A 21,649-nucleotide genomic window follows, 5' to 3' on the forward strand; every position below is an offset into this window, starting at 1 on the left:
GGGTCCGCCGCTCAGGCGTGGCTCAGCAGCAGGGAGCCCTTGGGGTAGGTGGCATCGCCGCCCACGTTCGTCACCTGGACGCGGACGGGGGTGCCCTCCTTGAGGTTGCCGGTCTTCCACGGCGTGCAGTAGGGCGAGGTGTGGCCGCGGGTGGTGGCGGTGCGGTCCCAGGTGCCGTCGCGGCCGATGTCGAGCTTCACCTCGATGCTCCAGCCGTCGGCCGTCGTGTCGCAGGCGCGGATCGAGTCGCCGGGGGCGCTGCCGTACGGGTCGGCGTTCCACTCCCCGTATCCGCCGAAGGCCGCCTCGACCGTCCGGGGCGCGGCGGACGCCGTCGTCTGCCCGGTGAGGACGAGCCCGAACGCCGCGACGGCGACCGCCACGGTCCGTCCCGCATCGGACCCCAGCATGTCTGCTCCCTCCATCACCCGGTCACGATCTCCACGGGGAATCTACAGGTACATGGCAGGTGCACACCATCGTGACGGCGGACGCGGCCGGCCCCCGCCTCCCGGCAGTGCGCCGGGATACGGGGGCCGATGGTGTGCGCGGGTCGCGAGGCGCGGTCAGCGGATGGGCATGCCGGAGAGGGTGCGGGCGATGACCAGCCGCTGGATCTCGCTCGTGCCCTCGAAGATCGTGTAGATCGCGGCGTCCCGGTGCATGCGCTCCACCGGGTACTCGCGGGTGAAGCCGTTGCCGCCGAGGATCTGGACGGCCTGGGCGGTGACCTTCTTGGCCGTCTCGCTCGCGTACAGCTTGGACATGGAGCCCTCGGCCGATTCGAACGGCTTGCCGGTGGTGGCCATCCAGGAGGCGCGCCAGACCAGCAGCCGGGCCGCGTCGATCCGGGTCCGCATGTCGGCGAGCTGGAAGGCGACGCCCTGGTTGTCGATGATCGGGCGGCCGAACTGCGTCCGCGTCTTCGCGTAGTCGAGCGCCACCTCGTACGCGGCCCGGGCGGTGCCTACGGCCATGGCGCCGACGGCCGGGCGGGACGCCTCGAAGGTGGCCATCGCCGCGTTCTTCACGCGCTCGCCGCCGGTGGCGGCACGCTCGCGGGCGCGGGCGAGGCGCTGGTCGAGCTTCTCCTTGCCGCCGAGCAGGCAGTGCCCCGGGACGCGCACGTCCTCCAGGACGACCTCGGCGGTGTGCGAGGCGCGGATGCCGTGCTTCTTGAACTTCTGGCCCTGGGAGAGGCCGGGGGTGTTCGGCGGCACGATGAAGGAGGCGTGCCCCTTGGAGCCGAGCCCGGGGTCGACGACCGCGACCACCACGTGGACGTTGGCGATGCCGCCGTTGGTCGCCCAGGTCTTGGTGCCGTTGAGCACCCACTCGTCCTTGGCCCGGTCGTAGACCGCGCGGGTGCGCATCGAGGCGACGTCGGAGCCGGCGTCGGGCTCGGAGGAGCAGAAGGCCGCGACCTTCACGTCGTCGGCGTCCCCGTACATCTGCGGGATCCAGGTGCCGATCTGCTCCTCGGTGCCGTTGGCGAGGACCCCGACAGCCGCCAGGCCCGTACCGACGATGGAGAGGGCGATGCCGGCGTCGCCCCAGAACAGTTCCTCCATGGCCATCGGGATGCCGAGCCCCGTAGGATCGAAGAACTGCTGGGCGTAGAAGTCGAGGGAGTAGATTCCGACCTTCGCCGCCTCCTGGATGACGGGCCAGGGTGTCTCCTCACGCTCGTCCCACTCCGAAGCGGCCGGGCGGATCACGTCCGCGGCGAAGCCGTGGAGCCAGTCACGGACCTGCTTCTGGTCGTCGTTGAGCTCAAGCGTGAACTCGGCCATGTTCCCCTCCACGTGCTGCCGTCGAAACGCATCGTTACTAGCGGTAACAACAGTCTGTTACCGGCAAGTAGCCTCTGTCAACCACATGAGACGCCATCCGCACCCCGCCGGACAGGGTGTTACGTTGCGCAGGCACGACGGACAGCACGGTCAGGGGCGGGAGACGACATGGAGACCACACGACAGGCCGAGGGCCGGCGGAGCACGGCCGAGCGCCGCCGCCGCGAACTGCTCGAGGCCGCCGACCGCGTGGTACTCAGGGACGGCCCCGGAGCCTCGATGAACGCCATCGCGGCGGAGGCGGGGATCACCAAGCCGATCCTCTACCGGCACTTCGGCGACAAGGGCGGGCTCTACCGCGCCCTGGCCAAGCGGCACACCGACGCGCTGCTGAGCGCCCTGCGTGCCGCACTCGACGCCCCCGCCGACCGGCGCGACCGGGTCGAGTCCACGCTCGACACCTACCTCGCGGCGATCGAGGCCCGCCCCCAGGTCTACCGCTTCCTGATGCACCCGTCCGACGACGCGGCCCCCTCCCCCGAGCAGGGCTTCGACGTGGGCCGGCACTCCGCACCGCTGCTGCGCCGCCTGGGCGAGGAACTGGCCACCGTCATCGCCGAGCGGGTGGACCTCGGCCCGGACGGCGAGGCGATGGCCCGGATCTGGGGCCACGGCATCGTCGGCATGATGCACGCGGCGGGCGACTGGTGGCTCGGCGAACGCCCTTGCTCGCGTGAGCAGTTGGTCCGCAGCCTGGCCGACCTCCTCTGGGGCAGGCTGGCCGCGGCGGACGACCGCGCGGGCGGCCCCGGCTTCTGACGGATCGTCGACCCGCCGGTCAGCCGGCGCACCCCCACGGCGCCCGGCGGGCCGCGCGCAGCACCCGGGCCCGGCGCAGCCCGGTCAGCCGGTCGGTGTAGACCCGGCCGTCGAGGTGGTCGCACTCGTGCTGGAGGCAGCGGGCGAAGAAGCCGGTGCCGTCGATCCGCACCGGTTCGCCCGTCATCGTGACGCCCTCGACGACCGCGTGGTCGAAGCGCGGCGTACCGGCCTCCAGGCCCGGCAGCGAGAGGCAGCCCTCGGACCCCCGCACGGTGACCCCGTCCGCCTCCACCAGGACCGGGTTGACCACATGCCCGAGGTGGCGCACGTCCTCGTCGTCGGGGCAGTCGAAGACGAACACCCGCGAGGGCACCCCGATCTGGTTGGCCGCGAGCCCGACGCCCTGGGCCTCGTACATCGTGGCGTACATGTCCTCGACGAGCCGGGCGAGCGAGGGGCCGAAGTCCGTGACCGGTTCGCACGGCGCGTGCAGGACCGGGTCGCCGAGCAGGCCCATGGTGCGGACGATTCCGGAGCTGCCGGGGATGGGGCGGTTGCGCATGGCGGTCATCGTACGTTCCGCCAAGCCTCCGTCGACGCCGGACGGCCCGCCGGGCCTGCGTCAACACCCTTGTCACGGTCACCCGGGCGACCTGACGTCATGCGGAAGACCACGGCGGGGACGGCCGGCGCCCTTGCGGTGAAGGCCGTGCCACCGGTGCCGTGCGGACTTCGTGGCGGCGGAGGCGACGGCCCGTCCGCCGCGCCCGTACGCCCTCGCGCAGCCCCTCCAGGGCGTTCACATATCCGATTGCGAAACACATGCATGACCATTGACGTGCCCATGGCGCCACTCTACGGTCGATGGAAAGCGCTTGCACCACGCGGAGCGCCAGTCCCTTCGATTCACTCCCCCCACTTGGAGTCGACCATGCAACTCAAGCCCGTTCTCGCCTGTGCCGGCCTGCTGGCCGGCTCGCTCGTCCTCTCGGGCACCACCGCGCAGGCGTCCACCACCCCCCACAGGGCCGCCTCCGTACCCCTGGCGGCCACCGCGCTGTACGTGGCCCCGGACGGCACCGCCGACGCCGCCGGCACCGAGTCGGACCCCACCACGCTGGCCTCCGCGATCAGCCGGGTGAACGCCGGCGGAACGATCTACCTGCGCGGCGGCACCTACCGCTACGGGCAGACGGTCACCGTCCCGCCGGGCAACGACGGCACGTCGAGCGCCCGCACCACCATGGCCGCCTACCCGGGCGAGAAGCCGGTGCTGAACTTCTCGGAGATGAGCGAGGACCCGGCCAACCGCGGGCTCGCCGTGAACGGCGACTACTGGCACATCGACGGCCTCACGGTCGAGCACGCCGGCGACAACGGCATCTTCGTCGGCGGCAGCGACAACGTCATCGAGCACGTCGTGACGCGCTTCAACCACGACTCGGGCCTGCAGATCTCCCGCATCTCCTCCACCACCCCCGACGACGAGTGGCCCGCGAACAACCTCATCCTGAGCTCCGAGTCGCACGACAACGCCGACTCCGACGGCGAGGACGCCGACGGGTTCGCCGCCAAGCTCACCGCGGGCCCCGGCAACGTCTTCCGCTACACCGTCTCCCACAACAACATCGACGACGGCTGGGACCTGTACACCAAGACGGATACCGGCCCCATCGGCCCGGTGACCATCGAGGACTCCCTCAGCTACGACAACGGCACCCTCTCCGACGGAACCGTGAACGAGGACGGCGACCGCAACGGGTTCAAGCTCGGCGGCGACGACATCAAGGTCAACCACATCGTGCGGCGCAACATCGCCTACAACAACGGGCACCACGGCTTCACGTACAACAGCAACCCCGGCTCCATGACCGTGTCCGACAACATCGGCATCGACAACGCGGAGCGCAACTTCTCCTTCGACCAGGGCACTTCGGTGTTCCGCGGCAACACCTCCTGCCGCAGCGGCGACGGCTCCAACGACAAGACCGTCGGGAACGCGGACGGCTCCAACCAGTTCTGGTCCGGGTCGAACGGTTCGCGGTGCTCCGCGTACGACGGCGCCCTGGACTGGTCGTTCGCCTCCGACGGCCACCTGGTCGTGTCCTTCGGCGGGACCGTGGTCACTCCGTAACGCACGTCCGCGGTGCCGGGGGCGGGCGCCCCCGGCACCGCTTTCGGCTCACTCCTCCCGCAGGCCCGTGACCAGGTCGCGCGGCAGCCCGTGGGTGTCGTGGAGGTAGTGGAGGTCCTCCTCGGTCAGCGGCCCGCGGAACCGGGGCCGGGCCAGCACCCGCCGCCCGCGTTCCAGGAGCCGGGCGAACCGGAGCTCCTCGTCGGCCAGCACCCGCAGCACCCCGCCGGGGTCCGTCTCCTGACGGAAGTGGTCCAGGGTGTGCCGGACCAGCTCGGGCGGCAGATCGCCGATCGTGCGCGACGGGTCGTCGCGCCGGAGCACGGTCAGGACCCGTCGCAGCAGGCGGCGCAGCACGTACCCGCGCCCGGTGGCGGCCGGGCGGACCCCGTCGCCGAGGACGACGACGGCGGAGCGCAGGTGGTCGCAGACCAGCCGCAGCGAGGGTTCGTCCAGCGGCCACAGGGCCGGTACGAGCCGGTGCCAGGGGTCGAAGACATCGCACTCGAACACCGAGCGCCTGCCCTGGAGCAGCGAGGCCAGCCGCTCCAGACCGAGCCCGGTGTCCACATTGCGCCGCGGCAGCGGCACCAGTGATCCGTCGTCGAGCCGGCGGTGGCTCATCGTGACGTGGTTCCACACCTCCACCCAGCGGTCGTCCCCGGTGGGCGTGGACACGGGCGGCCCCTCGCCGCTCCACAGGAAGATCTCCGAGTCGGGGCCGCACGGCCCGGCCGGGCCGTTGGACCACCAGTTGTCCTCGACGGTCAGCTCCACGGGCACGCCCAGCCCCTGCCACATCCGCAGCGAGGCGGTGTCCCGCTCGGTGCGCTCGTCACCGGCGTACACCGTGGCGTGCAGCCGGCCGGGCTCGATGCCCAGGCCCTCGGTGAGCAGCCCGTACCCCCATTCCAGGCTGCGCGGCCCCTCGTAGTCGCCCAGCGACCAGCTGCCGAGCATCTCGAACATGGTCAGATGGGTGGCGTCGCCGACCTCGTCCAGGTCCGTGGTGCGCAGACACCGCTGCCGGTTGACCAGCCGGCTGCCGAGCGGGTGCGGGCGGCCCTCCAGGTACGGGGTGAGCGGGTGCATCCCGGATGTGGTGAAGAGCACGGGGTCGCCGGGCGGAGGCAACAGGGTGGAGCCGGTGACGCGGCGGTGGCCGCGCTCCTCGAAGTACTCGGTGAAGGTACGGGCCAGGTGTTCCGTGTCCATGGGGACGGCTCCTTCGCATGATCGCGGGAGGCGCCGGAGAACGGAACCGCTCAGTCACCCGGCCGCGGGAGAAACGCCGCGGCACCACCGACGGACCGTTTCCGGTCGCCGTGGGAAGGGAAAGTCAGACGGCGGCAACCGGCGAGCTGGTCGCTCGCGCGGTCGCGGTGGTGGTGATGCCGTTGACGTCCATGCGCCGACGGTAACGCTCCCCCGGCCGCCCGCGCACCCGGATTCCCGACGCCGGCGGGCCCGTGGAGAACGCGACGGCGCCCTCACGCGTCCTCCATTCCCGGGAAGTCCACGTGCCGGACGGTGCCGCCGTGCGGTCATAGTGCCGGACATCGATAGGCTGGGCGGCGGACCGATGCAAGGAGGATCTAGGACGATGGCAGGCAACACGGAGCCGTTGTCGCCGCGGGCCAAGCTGGCCGTGACGGCCGGCAAGGCCGCTGCGGCGGTGTCGCGGGCGGCCGGGCGGGGCAGCGGATCGGTGATCGGCGGCCGGGTGGCGCTCAAGCTCGACCCCGACCTGCTCGGGCGGCTGGCGCAGCACCTGGACGTGATCCTCGTGTCGGCGACGAACGGCAAGACGACCACCACACGGCTGATCGCCGAGGCGCTGCGCGCCGCGGGCCCGGTCGTTTCCAACGCGCTCGGCGCCAACATGCCCGCGGGCATCACGTCGGCGCTGGCCGGCGGCTCCGACGCGCAGTACGGCGTGATCGAGGTCGACGAGAAGTACCTCGCCGGGGTGGCCCGCGACACGACGCCCAAGGTGATCGCGCTGCTCAACCTCTCGCGCGACCAGCTGGACCGGGCCGCGGAGACACGGATGCTGGCCGAGAAGTGGCGTGAGGGGCTGTCCGGCTCGAAGTCCGTGATCGTCGCCAACGCCGACGACCCGCTGATCGTCTGGGCGGCCTCCTCCTCCCCCAACGTGGTGTGGGTCGCGGCCGGACAGGCATGGAAGGACGACGCCTGGTCCTGCCCGTCCTGCGGCGGGGTCATGCAGCGTCCGGGTGACGACTGGTTCTGCGGCGAGTGCGGTTTCCGCCGTCCGCCGCCGAGCTGGGTGCTGCACGGCGACTACGTGCTCGACCCGCACGGTTCGGCGTGGCCGATCCACCTCCAGCTCCCCGGCCGCGCCAACAAGGCCAACGCCACGAGTTCGGCGGCCGTCGCCGCGGTCTTCGGTGTGCCGCCCCAGGTCGCGCTGGAGCGCATGTACCAGGTGCAGGCCGTCGCCGGCCGCTACGACGTGGTGAGCTTCCTCGGCCGTGAGCTGCGACTGCTGCTGGCGAAGAACCCGGCCGGCTGGCTGGAGACGTTCTCGCTGATCGACCCGCCGCCCACCCCGGTGATCCTGTCCGTGAACGCGCGCGGCGCGGACGGCACGGACACCTCGTGGCTGTGGGACGTGGACTACACCCAGCTCGCGGGCCACCCGATCTTCGTGCTCGGCGACCGCAAGCTGGACCTCGCGGTCCGTCTCGAAGTGGCCGGACTCGACTTCCGGGTCTGCGAGAACCTCGACGAGGCCGTGCGCCAGGCCCCGCCGGGACGCATCGAGGTCATCGCCAACTACACCGCCTTCCAGGATCTGCGCCGCCGTGTCGGCAACTGACCCCGGCCCCGGGCCCCTCCGGAGAGGACGAAGCATGAGCAACAACAGCCTGCGGCTGGTGTGGGTCTACCCGGACCTGCTGAGCACCTACGGCGACCAGGGCAACGCGCTGGTGGTGGAGCGCCGGGCCCGTCAGCGCGGCCTCGACGTGTCGCGCGTGGACGTGCGCAGCGACCAGCCGGTGCCCACGTCGGGCGACATCTATCTGATCGGCGGCGGCGAGGACCGGCCGCAGCGGCTCGCTGCGGAGCGGCTGCGCCGCGACGGCGGGCTCAGCCGGGCCGCGTCCAACGGCGCGATCATCTTCTCGGTCTGCGCCGGCTACCAGATCCTCGGCCACGAGTTCATCAACGACCTCGGTGAGCGCGAGCAGGGTCTCGGTCTGCTGGACGTGGTCTCGACCCGCGGCGAGGGTGCGCGGTGCGTCGGCGACGTGCTCGCGGACATCGACCCGCGCCTCGGCCTTCCGCCGCTCACCGGGTTCGAGAACCATCAGGGCATCACGCACCTCGGGCCGACGGCGCGCCCGTTCGCCCAGGTGCGGTTCGGCCGGGGCAACGGCACGGGCGACGGCACCGAGGGCGCGTACAACGACACGGTGTTCGGCACCTACATGCACGGTCCCGTGATGGCGCGCAACCCCATGATCGCGGACCTGCTGCTGAAGCTGGCCCTCGATGTGAACGCCCTGCCGCCGACCGACGACCGGTGGTACGAGGCGCTGCGCGCGGAGCGCGTCGCGGCGGCCACACAGCCCGCCTGACCAGGTATTTCACCTGCCGTCCGATGAGGGGCGCCCGGCTCAGTTGAGCGGCGTCCAGCAGGCGGACGCCCGGTTCGGTCCCGCCACCCTGCGCCGGTAGGGTGGCGGGGATCCAACCGGACGACGTGGTCCGGTCGTCGGCCCACGTTGCAAAGGTTTCCCGGGCAATGCGAATTGGTGTGCTCACCTCCGGCGGCGACTGCCCCGGCCTCAATGCCGTCATCCGGTCCGTCGTCCACCGCGCTGTGGTCGACCACGGCGACGAGGTCATCGGCTTCCACGACGGGTGGCGGGGCCTCCTGGAGTGCGACTACCGCAAGCTCGACCTGGACGCCGTCGGCGGCATCCTCGCCCGTGGCGGTACGATCCTCGGCTCCTCCCGGGTCCAGCCGGCGCATCTGCGCGGGGGCGTCGAGACGGCCCGCGGCCACGTCCGGGATCTCGGCCTCGACGCGATCATCCCGATCGGCGGCGAGGGCACCCTCAAGGCGGCGAACCTGCTCTCCGAGGCGGGGCTGCCGATCGTCGGTGTGCCCAAGACCATCGACAACGACATCGCCTCCACCGACGTCACCTTCGGCTTCGACACCGCGGTCGGCGTCGCCACCGAGGCGCTGGACCGGCTGAAGACCACCGCCGAGTCGCACCAGCGCGTCATGATCGTCGAGGTCATGGGCCGCCACACCGGCTGGATCGCCCTGCACTCGGGCATGGCGGCCGGTGCGCACGCCATCGTCGTCCCGGAGCGCCCCTTCGACATCGACGAGCTGACCGAGGTGGTGGGCCGCCGCTTCTCGGCCGGCAAGAAGTTCGCCATAGTCGTCGTCGCGGAGGGCGCGAAGCCGCGCGAGGGCTCCATGGAGTTCGAGTCGGGCGCCAAGGACGTCTACGGTCACGAGCGCTTCACGGGCGTGGCGACCCAGCTCTCCGTCGAGCTGGAGCAGCGCCTCGGCAAGGAGGCCCGCCCGGTGATCCTCGGCCACGTCCAGCGCGGCGGCACGCCGACCGCGTACGACAGGGTCCTCGCGACCCGGTTCGGCTGGCACGCGGTGGAGGCGGCGCACCGCGGTGAGTTCGGCATGATGACGGCGCTGCGCGGCACGGACATCACCCTGGTGCCCCTCGCCCACGCGGTGGAGACGCTGAAGACGGTTCCCGCCGCCCGGTACGCCGAGGCGGAGTGCGTGCTCTGAGCCGACGCCCCGACCCGAGACCGCCCCCGGCCGCATCCGCGGCCGGGGGCGGTTCTACTCTGGTCGGGACAACCAGCACGAAACGGGGACGTCCCGGCGTTCCCATCGGGAGTGAACAGATGGATCACAGCGGGCACGGCATGGACATGGACCTGCCGCCGTTCACGCTGGGACGCGGGCTCCATTTCTCCGCGGACCCGTTCTTCCTGGCCGGCTGCGTCCTGGCCGTGCTCCTGTACGGGTACGGGGTGCTGCGGCTGCGCAGGCGCGGCGACGAGTGGCCGGTGAGCCGCACGGTCCTGTTCGTGGTCGGTGTGCTGACCATCGCGCTGGTGATGTGCACCCGGCTCAACGACTACGGCATGGTCATGTTCAGCGTGCACATGGTGCAGCACATGGTGATCAGCATGCTGTCGCCGATCCTGCTGCTGCTGGGCGCACCCGTGACGCTCGCGCTGCGCGCCCTGCCGGTCGCGCCACGGGGGACGAAGGGGCCGCGCGAGTTGCTCCTGATGCTGCTGCACAGCCGGTACATGAAGATCGTCACGCATCCCGCCTTCACGATCCCGCTGTTCATCGCCAGCCTCTACGGCCTGTACTTCACCCCGCTCTTCGACTACCTGATGGGCTCGACGGCCGGGCACCTCGTGATGATGGTGCACTTCCTGGCGGTCGGCCTGTTCTTCTTCTGGCCCATCATGGGAGTCGACCCGGGGCCGCACCGGCCCGGTTATGTGATGCGGATGCTGGAGCTGTTCGCCGGGATGCCGTTCCACGCGTTCTTCGGGATCGCCCTCATGATGGCCTCCACGCCGATGGTGGAGGTGTACGAGAACCCTCCGGCCTCGCTCGGCATCGACGCCCTGTCCGACCAGAGCGCGGCGGGCGGCATCGCCTGGGCGTTCAGCGAGATCCCCTCGGTGCTGGTCCTGGTGGCCCTGGTGTTCCAGTGGTACCGCTCGGAACAGCGGACGGCGAAGCGCTCGGACCGGGCGGCGGACCGCGACGGTGACCAGGAGCTCCAGGCGTACAACGCGTATCTCGCGTCGTTGCAGGCGCGCGGACAGTAGCGGCGGACCCTCCTTCCGGGTGACGATGGCATCCACGGCCGCGAGCCTAGGAGGGTGCGCGCATGTCCGGATCCACGAAGACGATGGGAATACTCACCGCCGGTGCCCTGGTGGTGGTGACCGCCTACACGGTGGCGCTGGGGAGCAACGGCTGGCTCTGGTTCGGCTGGGTGGTGCTGGGGTTGATCACGATCGGCATGGTGGCTACGCAGGAGTCCTGAGGCGGTCCGGTTCCTCGCGGATCGCCTCGCGCGGCGCGGCGTGCCGGGGGGCCGGCGTGTGAGCCTCGCCGCTCCACCGCTCGGGCGGGTACAGCCATACGGGCTTTCCCACGCGTTCGGGCGGTTCTCCGTCGAAGCGGGGCCACACGTGCGCGGGCAGGAACGGATCGGTGCTCCCCAGGATTTCCGGTTGACGCGCCGGAAGGCCGGGTCGAGGCGGCGGCAGGCCCGTTCGACGGCCTCGCCCAGTCGATCCATGTCGGCCAGGAACACCGGCCGCCGGGTGCGCGCGAGCTCGGACAGCCGCTGCACGGCGGGGTCGTCCACCAGCAGCACCGAGCAGCCCGGCAGGAACCGCGCCTCCCCGATCACGGCGGACCCCGCCTCCAGCCTCCGGAGCACCGTCGGGTTCTCACCCCTGAGCGCGCTGCCGACGCGGTCCTACCGCCAGCCGTCCGTCATGGGCGACGACTGCAGCCCCATCACCTCGCGGGTTTTCCGCGTCCCGGACGCCTCCGGACCCGTGGACTGGAGCGCTCCCACGCGCCTGGCCGGGCCCGGCCGGCTGCGATTCCGGCAGCGTTACACCGAGGTGAACCAGCGCATACGGCGACCGGCCGCCGCCCGCTCCTTCCGGGCGGCCGGACCCCGTGGCCGCCCCGCCCGCCGCGCGGGGTCTCCCTCACGGTGCCGCGTAGACCTTCGCGGCCGACGGCGGTGATGCGAACATCGCAAACGCCCCGTCGACCGCCGTCGCCCCTGCCCCTCCCGTCACTCCCCGTCCGCCTCGTCGGGCGGGCGGCCGCCGTCGCCGGACCGGCGCGCACCCGGCCGGGGGTTCCCCTCGCTCCTGCCCCAAGCCCCTGCCCTGGTACTTCGCCGCCACCCGGTGCGCTGGGGAACCCGTCGCCGCGGCGGGGGCGCGCCTCACCCTGGGTGAGCGCGCGTGCGCACATCCGAGGTCGGCATCCGGCCCCCCGGCGGCCCCCGCATGCGTTTGCGAACACCCTGCGAAGGCACCGCCGGGCATCACCACCTGCCCGGTCGCAACCTGTTACCCGCCGTCAACTCCACCGCGCGGAGCATCCGTTCGACGTATGGCCGTGTTCACACGCCCGTAAGCCAGTTGTGCTTCAACCCTTGACAGGTGCCTGTCGCCACGCCACCTTGGGAGCGCTCCCACAATCAAGACTTGCACACTCCACCCCCTCCCTTCTCCCCCAATGCCATCAGGCGGCAGGGGCGTTACGGGGCGCAGCCGCGCTCCCCGTGATGTTCCACGCTGCCCGGCAGAGGAAGGCGTTTGTCATGAGCTTGGTGAAGCGCTGTAGGCCCGGCCGCACCCGAGGACTCCCCGCCCTCGTGGTCGGCGCCCTGGCCCTTGCCACCGGCCTGGTGGGCGGGCCGGCGTCGGCCGCCCCGCAGGACACACTGCACGACCTCGCCGCCGCCCAGGGCAAGTACTTCGGCTCCGCCACCGACAACCCGGAACTCCCGGACGCGGCCTACGCGGCGAAACTGGGTTCCGAGTTCGGGCAGATCACCCCGGGCAACTCCATGAAGTGGGACACCACCGAACCCACCCGGGGCCGGTTCGACTTCACCAAGGGCGATGTGATCACCGACTTCGCCCGGCAGAACGGCCAGACCGTGCGCGGCCACACCCTGGTCTGGCACAGCCAGCTGCCCGGCTGGGTCGGCTCACTGCCGTCCGCGCAGGTGGAGACGGCCATGACCGACCACATCACCGCGGAGGCCACCCACTACCGCGGCGAGGTCGCCGCGTGGGACGTGGTGAACGAGCCGTTCAACGAGGACGGCACCTTCCGCACCAGCCCGTTCTACAACGCGATGGGCAAGGACTACATCGCCAAGGCCCTGCGCGCGGCACACGCCGCCGACCCGGACGCCAAGCTCTACATCAACGACTACAACGTCGAGGGCAAGGGTGCGAAGAGCGACGCCCTGTACAGCCTCGTGAGCGACCTGCTCGACGAAGGCGTGCCGCTCGACGGGGTCGGAATGCAGGCCCACCTGGCGATCCAGTACGGCTTCCCGTACCAGATGCAGGCGAACATGCAGCGGTTCGCCGATCTCGGGCTGGACGTGGCCGTCACCGAGCTTGACGTGCGCATGCAGCTCCCGGCGGACAGCGCGAAGCTGGCCACCCAGTCCTCGTACTACGCGCAGGTGGTCGACGCCTGCCTCGCCGTCGAGCGCTGCGTCGGCATCACGGTCTGGGACTACACGGACAAGTACTCCTGGGTGCCGAGCACCTTCCCGGGCGAGGGCGCGGCCAACCTGTACGACGACAGCCTGGCGCCCAAGCCCGCCTACGCCGCCGTGCGCACCGCCCTGGGCGACGAGGGCGACGGCGGCGGGGACGACGGTGGCACACCGGGCACGCTGAAGATCCAGTACCGCGCCAACGACAGCTCGGCCGGCGACAACCAGATCAAGCCCGGCCTCCAACTCGTGAACACCGGCAGCGCCCCGGTCAGCCTGCCCGCGGTAACCGTCCGCTACTGGTTCTCCGGCGACAACGGCGCTACCACGTACGGCAGTTGGTGCGACTGGTCCCCGATCGGCTGCTCCACGATCACCCACCGGGTGGCCGCGGCGAGCAGCCCGAAGGCCGGCGCCGACCACTATCTCGAAGTCGGCTTCGCGAGCGGCACCCTGGCCCCGGGCGCCTCGACCGGCGAGATGCAGCTGCGCCTGAGCAAGACGGACTGGTCGAACTTCGACGAGTCGGACGACTACAGCCACGGCACCGGCACCTCGTACGCGGACGCCTCGAAGGTCACCGTGTACGTCGGCGGCGAGCTGGTCTGGGGCATCGAGCCCTGATCCCGGGCGGGGCCACGCTCAGGCCCCGCACCCCCCTTGCCTGAACCCTCCCGCAGAACCGCCGCACCACCGTCCCCACCGCGCCCCTCCTCCCTTCCCCCCTGACGACACCCGCCACTGGAGGATTTGTGTCGATATCACGTAGAACGTTCAGCAGCGCCCTCGGCGGCAGCGTGCTGGCCCTCGGTCTGACGCAGGGCACCGCGATCGCCAGGCCCGCCTCGGCGCAGGCCGGCACCGGATCCCGTACGGCCGCCGCGGCCGACGACCCGTACACCCAGGCCTTCCTCACCCAGTACGGCAAGATCAAGGACGCCGCCAACGGCTACTTCAGCCCCGACGGTCTCCCGTACCACTCGGTCGAGACCCTGATGGTCGAGGCGCCGGACCACGGCCACCAGACGACGTCGGAGGCCGTCAGCTTCTGGATGTGGCTGGAGGCGGCGTACGGCAGGGTGACGGGTGACTGGGCGCCGTTCAACGCGGCCTGGGCGGTGGCGGAGAAGACCATCATCCCCCAGCACGCCGACCAGCCCACCAGCGACTCGTACAACCCCTCGGCGCCCGCGACCTACGCGGCCGAGCACCCGCTGCCGAGCGGTTACCCCTCGGCGATGAACGGCTCGGTGCCGGTGGGCAAGGACCCGCTCTCGGCCGAACTCGCCTCGTCCTACGGGACGATGGACGTCTACGGCATGCACTGGCTGATGGACCTGGACAACGTCTACGGCTACGGCAACAAGCCGGGCACGGGCGGCGAGTCCGGGCCGGGCGCCGGCGCCTCCTTCATCAACACCTACCAGCGCGGTGCGCAGGAGTCGGTCTGGGAGACCGTGCCGCAGCCGACCACCGACCTCTTCAAGTACGGCGGCCCCAACGGATATCTGGACCTGTTCGTCGGGGACTCCAGCTACGCCAAGCAGTGGAAGTACACCAACGCGCCGGACGCCGACGCCCGCGCGGTGCAGGCGGCCTACTGGGCGTACCGCTGGGCCTCGGAGCAGGGCAAGGAGAGCCAGGTCGCCGCTTCGGTGGCGAAGGCCGCCAAGATGGGCGACTACCTCCGCTACGCCATGTTCGACAAGTACTTCAAGCGGATCGGCGACTGCACCGATCCCAACTCCTGCCCGGCCGCCTCCGGCAGGGACTCCCAGCACTACCTGCTGTCCTGGTACTACGCCTGGGGCGGGTCCGCCGGCACCGGCGGCGGCTGGGCCTGGCGCATCGGTGACAGCGCCTCGCACCAGGGCTACCAGAACCCGCTCGCCGCGTGGGCGCTGTCCAACGTCCCCTCGCTGACCCCGAAGTCGGCGACGGCCAAGTCGGACTGGTCCAAGAGCCTGACCCGGCAGCTGGAGTTCCTGACCTGGCTCCAGTCCAGCGAGGGCGCCCTCGCGGGCGGCTGCACCAACAGCTGGGAGGGCAGTTACAGCGCGCCCCCGGCCGGCACGCCCACCTTCTACGGGATGGCGTACGACTGGCAGCCGGTCTACCACGACCCGGCGAGCAACAACTGGTTCGGCTTCCAGGCCTGGGGCATGGAGCGCGTCGCCGCGTACTACTACGTGACCGGCAACGCCGCCGCCGAGGCCGTCCTGTCGAAGTGGGTCGCCTGGGCGTCGAGCGAGACGACCATCGGCTCCGACGGCAGCTTCCGCTTCCCCTCCACCCTGAACTGGACGGGGCAGCCGGACACCTGGAACGCGGCCTCGCCCGGGGACAACGCCGGTCTGCACGTCTCCGTCGTGAACTACGCCAACGACGTCGGCGTGGGCGCCGCGTACGTCAAGACGCTCACCTACTACGCCGCCAAGTCGGGTGACGAGGACGCGGCGGCGCTGGCCAAGGCGCTGCTGGACGCGATGGCGCTGAACACCACGGACAAGGGCATCTCGGTGCCGGAGACCCGGCTGGACTACAACCGGTTCGAGGACGAGGTGTACATCCCGTCCGGCTGGTCGGGCACCATGCCCAACGGCGACCCGATCCGGCCCGGTGCGACCTTCATCGGCATCCGCAGCTGGTACAAGGACGACCCGGACTGGCCGAAGGTGCAGGCGTACCTGGACGGCGGCGACGCGCCCACCTTCACGTACCACCGCTTCTGGGCGCAGGCGGCGCTCGCGCTGGCCTTCGCGATCTACGCGGAACTGCTGGTGGAGGGCGGCGGCGAGCCGGGCGGCGACACCGAGCCGCCGACCGCCCCGGCGGGCCTCACGGTGACGGCGACCACCAAGGACAGCGTCTCGCTCTCCTGGTCGGCTGCCACCGACAACGTCGCGGTGACCGGCTACGACGTGTACCGCAACGGTGTCCTGGCGGGCAACGCGACCGGGCGGACGTTCACCGACACCGGGCTCGCCGCCGGCACCGAGTACACCTACGCGGTCGCGGCGCGGGACGCGGGCGGCAACACCTCGGCGCTGTCGGACGCGGTCCTCGCCACCACGAAGACGGGCGGCTCGACCGGCACCGGCGCGGTGAAGGTCCAGTACAAGAGCACCGACTCCTCCGCGACCGACAACCAGATCCGGATGGGCCTGCAAGTGGTGAACACGGGCAGCGCGCCGATCGACCTGTCGACGGTGAAGGTCCGGTACTGGTTCACCGCGGACGGCGGACCGAGCACCTTCGGCACCTACTGCGACTACGCGGCGCTCGGCTCCTCCACCATCACACACACGGTGGTGGCTGTGTCCAGCCCGAAGACGGGTGCCGACCGGTGCCTGGAGGTCGGGTTCACCGGCGGCGCGGGCACGCTGGCCGCCGGCGCCTCCACCGGCGAGATCCAGCTGCGGCTCAACAAGAGCGACTGGTCGAACTTCAACGAGAGCGACGACTACAGCCGGGCCACCAACACCTCGTACGCGGACTCCACGAAGGTCGGCGCCTACGTGGCCGGTTCGCTGGCCTGGGGTGTCGAGCCGTGACAGCGCGTCAGCGCCGCCCGCTCCCCGGGCGGCGCCCCGTGACCGGCTGATCCGCCGGTCACCCCACCACTCCCGATGGCGGGTCTACCACTCACCCCGCTGAACCCGCCATCGGGCAGCACCCCCCATGAACCCGTCTGCGGGGACCCTCCGCAGGCGTACGAGAGGAGCACGGAGCCGCAATGAGTACCAGAAGCACCATCAAGCAAGGGCTGCGCAGGAGGCTGGCCGCAGTCTCCGCCCTGGCCATGGGCGCGGCCCTGGCGGTGGCCGTCCCCACCACCGCCGACGCTGCGGCGGCCCGGGTCGACAACCCCTACGTGGGCGCCAAGGCCTATGTGAACCCCGACTGGTCCGCCAAGGCGAAGGCCGAGCCGGGCGGCGCGGCCATCGCCGACACGCCGGCCTTCGTCTGGATGGACCGCATCGCGGCCATCGGCGGCACGCCCGGCGCGAGGAGCCTGCGCGAGCACCTGGACACCGCCCTCGACCAGGGCGCGAACCTGTTCCAGGTCGTCATCTACGACCTGCCGGGACGTGACTGTGCCGCGCTGGCTTCCAACGGCGAGCTCGGCCCCACGGAGCTCGACCGGTACAAGAACGAATACATCGACCCGATCTCCGAGATCCTCGCCGACCCGGCCTACGCCGCTCTGCGCATCGTCACCATCATCGAGCCCGACTCGCTGCCCAACATCGTCACCAACGCGGGCGGCACGGCCGGTTCGACCGAGGCCTGCGCGACGATGAAGGCGAACGGCAACTACGAGAAGGGTGTCGGCTACGCCCTGCACACCCTGGGTGCCATTCCCAACGTCTACAACTACGTCGACGCCGCGCACCACGGCTGGCTGGGCTGGGACAGCAACATGGGCCCGGCGGTGACCGAGTTCAAGAAGGCGGCCACCTCCGAGGGCGCCACCGTCGACGACGTCTCCGGCTTCATCGTGAACACGGCCAACTACTCGGCTCTCAAGGAGCCGAACTTCAAGGTCACGGACTCGGTGAACGGCACCACCGTGCGCCAGTCCAAGTGGCTCGACTGGAACTACTACGCCGATGAACTGACGTTCGCCCAGGCGCTGCGCACCATGCTGGTGAGCCAGGGCTTCAACTCCAACATCGGCATGCTGATCGACACCGCCCGCAACGGCTGGGGCGGCTCCGAGCGGCCGACCTCCGCGGGCCCGCTGACCAGCGTGGACGCCTACGTCAACGGCGGACGCGTCGACCGGCGCATCCACGCCGGCAACTGGTGCAACCAGAGCGGCGCCGGCATCGGTGAGCGGCCCACCAGCGCCCCCGAGCCCGGGATCGACGCCTACGTGTGGGCCAAGCCCCCGGGGGAGTCGGACGGCAACAGCGCCCCCGTCGAGAACGACGAGGGCAAGGGCTTCGACCGGATGTGCGACCCCACGTACACCGGTAACGGCCGCAACGGCAACAGCATGTCCGGCGCGCTGCCGAACGCCCCGCTCGCGGGTCACTGGTTCTCCGCGCAGTTCCAGGAGCTGGTCCGCAACGCCTACCCGCCGATCGACGGCGGCGGCGACAACGGCGGTGGCGACGACGACGACACCCAGGCGCCGACCGCGCCGACCGGCCTGACGTCCACGGCGAAGACCAGCAGCAGTGTCTCGCTGTCCTGGTCCGCGTCGAGCGACGACACCGGAGTGACCGGCTACGACGTGTACCGCGGCGCCACCAAGGTGGGCTCGACCACCACGACCTCGTACACGGACACGGGTCTGTCGGCCTCGACCGCCTACAGCTACACGGTCAAGGCGAAGGACGCGGCCGGTAACGTCTCGGCGGCCTCCTCGGCCCTCTCCGTCACCACCTCCGCGGGCGGTGGTACCGGAACGGGCTCCCTGAAGGTCCAGTACAAGAACAACGACTCCTCCGCGACCGACAACCAGATCCGGATGGGTCTCCAGCTGGTCAACACCGGCAGCACGGCGGTGGACCTGTCCACGGTGAAGCTGCGCTACTGGTTCACCCCCGAGTCCGGCGCCTCCACCTTCGGCACCTCCTGCGACTGGGCGGTCCTGGGCTGCGGGAAGCTGAGCCTGGCGGTGAAGGCGAACGGTTCGGCGGCCGGTGCCAGCCAGTACCTGGAGGTCTCCTTCGGCAGCGGCACGCTCGCGGCCGGCGCCTCCACCGGTGAGATGCAGCTGCGGCTGAACAAGAGTGACTGGTCCAACTTCAACGAGGCGGACGACTACAGCTACTCGGCGACCACCAGCTACGCCGACGCGTCGAAGGTCGGCGTGTACACCGCTGGTGCGCTCTCCTGGGGCACCGCGCCCTGAACACCCGCCGGATGATCCGGTGAACCTCTCCGGCCCCGCCACCTGTGTGGCGGGGCCGGACCCCTTCGCGCCCGCACGTGAGCGACGGGTTCGTGTCATGGTCGCCGGCCGGGCCGCGGCACGGGGCCGCGAGCCTGCGGCGTCGCCCTGCGAGCACGGGGTATATGTCTCCTCCACCGACCCGCTGTTTCCGCCAGACCGGGGAGAGACCGTGTTCTACTACGTCCTCAAGTACGTCGTTCTCGGGCCGGTGCTGCGGCTGCTGTTCCGGCCGGTCATCGAGGGCGCGGAGCACGTTCCGGACGACGGCGCCGCGATCGTCGCGGGCAACCACCTGTCGTTCTCCGACCACTTCCTGATGCCCGCGATCCTCAAACGGCGGATCACCTTCCTCGCCAAGGCGGAGTACTTCACGGGTCCGGGCGTGAAGGGCCGGCTGACCGCCGCCTTCTTCCGCAGCGCGGGCCAGATCCCGGTGGACCGGTCGGGCAAGGAGGCGGGGCGGGCCGCGATCCGCGAGGGCCTCGGTGTGCTGGGCCGGGGCGAGCTGCTGGGCATCTACCCGGAGGGGACCCGCTCGCACGACGGGCGGCTCTACAAGGGCAAGGTGGGGGTCGCGGTCATGGCCATCAGGGCCCAGGTGCCGGTGGTGCCGTGCGCGATGGTCGGCACCTTCGAGATCCAGCCGCCCGGCAGAAGGCTTCCCCGCGTCAAGCCGGTCACCATCCGCTTCGGCGAACCGCTGGACTTCTCGCGCTACGCGGGCCTGGAGAACGAGAAGGCGGCCGTCCGTGCGGTGACCGACGAGATCATGTACGCGATCCTGGATCTCTCCGGTCAGGAGTACGTCGACGAGTACGCCGCGAAGGTGAAGGAGGCGGCCCAGGCGCAGCAGCCGGGCCGGTTCCCGAAACGGCCACGCCGACAGCGGATTCGCAAGCGGTGAACGCCCCTGGTCAAAGGCGTGGGCCGGGCCTAGCGTGCGGGACATGGACAGAGGACACGCATGGGTACTCGGAGCTACGGGGCAGATAGGGCGGGCCGCTGTGCGCGCGCTGGCGCAGGACGGCTGGGAGGTGACGGCGGCCTCGCGCGGCGGGGGCCGTGACGAGACGTGGGACGAGGGGGTCCGGGCGGTCGCCCTGGACCGCGACGAGGAGGGCGCGCTCGCGGCGGCGCTCGGGCCCGGATGCGACGTCCTGGTGGACATGGTGGCGTACGGGCGGCAGCACGCCCGGCAGCTGACCGGGCTCGCGGACCGGATCGGCTCGGCGGTGGTCGTCTCCAGCGGCGCGGTGTACGAGGACGAGAAGGGCCGCAGTTTCGACACGCAGGGCGAACCGGACGGGTCGCCCCGTTACCCGGTGCCGATCCCGGAGTCGCTGCGCACCGTGGCGCCGGGCGAGGACACGTACGCGACCCGCAAGATCCGGCTGGAGCGCGATCTCCTCGCGGCGGGTGACGCGCTGCCCGTCACGCTGTTGCGGGCGGGCGCGGTGCACGGCCCGCACTGCCGCTCGCCGCGTGAGCTGTACTTCGTCAAGCGGGCACTGGACGGCCGGACCCGGCGCGTGCTGGCGTACGGCGGGGCGTCGCGCTTCCATCCGGTCCACGTGGCCAACATGGCCGAGCTGGTCCGGCTGGCCGCCGGCCGGCCCGGCTCCCGGGTGCTGAACGCCGCCGACCCGCAGGCGCCGACGGTCGCGGAGATCGGCGAGGCCGTGGACGCGGTGCTGGGCCGGAGCACGGAGACGGTGCTGATGCCCGGCGGCCCGTCCCCGGAGGGCGTCGGCTCGACGCCCTGGAGCGCGCCGCACCCCATCGTCTACGACATGGCGGCCGCCGAGCGGGAACTCGGCTACCGGCCGGTGACGGGCTACGCCGAGTCGCTGCCGGAGACCGTCGAGTGGATCGCCGGGCAGCTGGCGGGACGGGACTGGCAGGACGCGTACCCGGCCATGGTGCGGGCGTACGGGACGGGTCTGTTCGACTACGCGGCGGAGGACGCCTGGCTGGCGGAGCACACCCGGCAGGGGTGACCCGGGCGCGTCAGCCCGTCTTCGCCGGGTCCATCGACATCAGCCCGCGCAGGCCGTTCTCCAGGACCTCCGGGCTGGTGTCGCCGAACATGGCGAGCTGGGCGATGAACCCCTGGGCGGTCGCGATCAGGGCCCGGGCGACGTGCTCGTCCGGCACGTCCGCCCGGAGTACCCCGGCCTCCCGGTACAGCCCGACCAGCTCGGTCCAGGTCCGGCGGAGGCCCCCGAACGCCTCGTTCAGGGTCGCCGCCAGCCGCTCACTGCGCAGGGTCTCGGACCACACCTGGACGATCAGTCCCGCGTACGCCTGCGGCTCCAGCCCCCGTCGTGCTTCGAGGCCGTCCACGAACAGGCTCCGCGTCACCCGGCCGATCAGGACGTCCGGGGTGGGGACGGGGGTGTCCCGGGCCGCCCCCTCGAAGGCCCGGCGGACTCCGTCGACGGCCTCGGTGGCGATGGCCGCGATCAGGTCCTCCTTGCCTTCGAAGTAGCGGTAGACCGCCCCCGCCGACAGGCCGGCCTCCTTGAGCACGTCCTGCATCGAGGTGCCGTGGAAGCCGTCACGGGCGAAGCAGCGCGCGGCGCCCTCGAGGATCTGTCTGCGGCGGGCGTCGAGGTGCGCCTGGGATACACGGGCCATGCGGCCAACATAAAACGAACATTCATTCTTGACAAGGAAG

17 protein-coding genes and 1 pseudogene are annotated in these 21,649 nt (G+C 71.2%); 12 read left to right on the forward strand and 6 right to left on the reverse strand.

What is annotated here, in order from left to right:
- Positions 1-11 precede the first annotated feature (11 nt).
- Both ABZ564_RS19250 and ABZ564_RS19255 read right to left on the reverse strand, forming a co-directional pair.
- The gene (locus tag ABZ564_RS19250; RefSeq protein WP_360857515.1) at positions 12-410 is read right to left on the reverse strand and encodes a hypothetical protein; all 399 of its coding nucleotides are present in this window, start codon (positions 408-410) and stop codon (positions 12-14) included.
- Positions 411-566: 156 nt separating this feature from the next.
- Entirely contained in the window at positions 567-1,793 is a 1,227-nt protein-coding gene (locus ABZ564_RS19255; protein ID WP_360857518.1) for an acyl-CoA dehydrogenase family protein, read from the reverse strand.
- A 168-nt stretch (positions 1,794-1,961) separates the two neighbouring features.
- On the opposite strand from ABZ564_RS19255, the gene ABZ564_RS19260 reads away from it, so the two are divergent.
- Positions 1,962-2,612, forward strand: a complete 651-nt coding sequence (locus ABZ564_RS19260) for a TetR family transcriptional regulator (protein ID WP_360857521.1) — start codon at positions 1,962-1,964, stop codon at positions 2,610-2,612.
- Between the two features lie 19 nt (positions 2,613-2,631).
- Here the strand turns inward: ABZ564_RS19260 and def are convergent, their stop codons facing one another.
- Positions 2,632-3,177 (reverse strand): peptide deformylase, encoded by a 546-nt coding sequence (gene def / locus ABZ564_RS19265; protein WP_360857524.1) that lies wholly within the window; start codon positions 3,175-3,177, stop codon positions 2,632-2,634.
- Positions 3,178-3,546: 369 nt separating this feature from the next.
- On the opposite strand from def, the gene ABZ564_RS19270 reads away from it, so the two are divergent.
- A complete protein-coding gene (locus tag ABZ564_RS19270; RefSeq protein WP_360857527.1) occupies positions 3,547-4,749 on the forward strand; it encodes a right-handed parallel beta-helix repeat-containing protein in 1,203 nt (400 codons plus the stop codon).
- 48 nt (positions 4,750-4,797) lie between these two features.
- Here the strand turns inward: ABZ564_RS19270 and ABZ564_RS19275 are convergent, their stop codons facing one another.
- Positions 4,798-5,964, reverse strand: a complete 1,167-nt coding sequence (locus tag ABZ564_RS19275; protein WP_360857530.1) for an alanine--tRNA ligase-related protein — start codon at positions 5,962-5,964, stop codon at positions 4,798-4,800.
- Between the two features lie 388 nt (positions 5,965-6,352).
- On the opposite strand from ABZ564_RS19275, the gene ABZ564_RS19280 reads away from it, so the two are divergent.
- The 5 genes from ABZ564_RS19280 to ABZ564_RS19300 all read left to right on the forward strand — a co-directional run bounded on the left by ABZ564_RS19280 (position 6,353) and on the right by ABZ564_RS19300 (position 10,838).
- Positions 6,353-7,591 (forward strand): MurT ligase domain-containing protein, encoded by a 1,239-nt coding sequence (locus ABZ564_RS19280; protein WP_360857533.1) that lies wholly within the window; start codon positions 6,353-6,355, stop codon positions 7,589-7,591.
- A 34-nt stretch (positions 7,592-7,625) separates the two neighbouring features.
- Positions 7,626-8,354 (forward strand): glutamine amidotransferase, encoded by a 729-nt coding sequence (locus tag ABZ564_RS19285; RefSeq protein ID WP_360857536.1) that lies wholly within the window; start codon positions 7,626-7,628, stop codon positions 8,352-8,354.
- A 167-nt stretch (positions 8,355-8,521) separates the two neighbouring features.
- Entirely contained in the window at positions 8,522-9,547 is a 1,026-nt protein-coding gene (locus ABZ564_RS19290) for a 6-phosphofructokinase (protein WP_360857539.1), read from the forward strand.
- 119 nt (positions 9,548-9,666) lie between these two features.
- A complete protein-coding gene (locus tag ABZ564_RS19295) occupies positions 9,667-10,617 on the forward strand; it encodes a cytochrome c oxidase assembly protein (protein WP_360857542.1) in 951 nt (316 codons plus the stop codon).
- A 62-nt stretch (positions 10,618-10,679) separates the two neighbouring features.
- A complete protein-coding gene (locus ABZ564_RS19300) occupies positions 10,680-10,838 on the forward strand; it encodes a hypothetical protein (RefSeq protein ID WP_360857545.1) in 159 nt (52 codons plus the stop codon).
- Here ABZ564_RS19300 and ABZ564_RS19305 read toward each other — a convergent pair.
- Positions 10,822-11,240: pseudogene (locus ABZ564_RS19305) on the reverse strand (diadenosine tetraphosphate hydrolase). The gene ABZ564_RS19300 and the pseudogene ABZ564_RS19305 overlap by 17 nt on opposite strands.
- Before the next feature lie 906 nt (positions 11,241-12,146).
- On the opposite strand from ABZ564_RS19305, the gene ABZ564_RS19310 reads away from it, so the two are divergent.
- The 5 genes from ABZ564_RS19310 to ABZ564_RS19330 all read left to right on the forward strand — a co-directional run bounded on the left by ABZ564_RS19310 (position 12,147) and on the right by ABZ564_RS19330 (position 20,969).
- Positions 12,147-13,688 (forward strand): endo-1,4-beta-xylanase, encoded by a 1,542-nt coding sequence (locus tag ABZ564_RS19310; protein ID WP_360857548.1) that lies wholly within the window; start codon positions 12,147-12,149, stop codon positions 13,686-13,688.
- 173 nt (positions 13,689-13,861) lie between these two features.
- Positions 13,862-16,618 carry a glycoside hydrolase family 48 protein gene (locus tag ABZ564_RS19315; protein ID WP_360857723.1) on the forward strand — a complete coding sequence of 919 codons (2,757 nt, stop codon included), beginning with the start codon at positions 13,862-13,864 and terminating at the stop codon, positions 16,616-16,618.
- Between the two features lie 248 nt (positions 16,619-16,866).
- On the forward strand, positions 16,867-18,930 hold the full coding sequence (locus ABZ564_RS19320; RefSeq protein ID WP_360857726.1) for a glycoside hydrolase family 6 protein: 2,064 nt from the start codon (positions 16,867-16,869) through the stop codon (positions 18,928-18,930).
- Positions 18,931-19,141: 211 nt separating this feature from the next.
- Positions 19,142-19,876, forward strand: coding sequence for a lysophospholipid acyltransferase family protein (locus ABZ564_RS19325; protein ID WP_360857551.1), 735 nt, complete (start codon positions 19,142-19,144; stop codon positions 19,874-19,876).
- Positions 19,877-19,919: 43 nt separating this feature from the next.
- Positions 19,920-20,969: an NAD-dependent epimerase/dehydratase family protein gene (locus ABZ564_RS19330; protein ID WP_360857554.1), complete on the forward strand. Its 1,050-nt coding sequence runs from the start codon at positions 19,920-19,922 to the stop codon at positions 20,967-20,969.
- Positions 20,970-20,979: 10 nt separating this feature from the next.
- On the opposite strand, the gene ABZ564_RS19335 is transcribed toward ABZ564_RS19330, so the two are convergent.
- Positions 20,980-21,609, reverse strand: a complete 630-nt coding sequence (locus ABZ564_RS19335; protein ID WP_360857557.1) for a TetR/AcrR family transcriptional regulator — start codon at positions 21,607-21,609, stop codon at positions 20,980-20,982.
- Between the last annotated feature and the right edge of the window lie 40 nt (positions 21,610-21,649).

It is taken from the genome of Streptomyces sp. NPDC019224 (assembly GCF_040632605.1).
GTDB lineage: Bacteria > Actinomycetota > Actinomycetes > Streptomycetales > Streptomycetaceae > Streptomyces.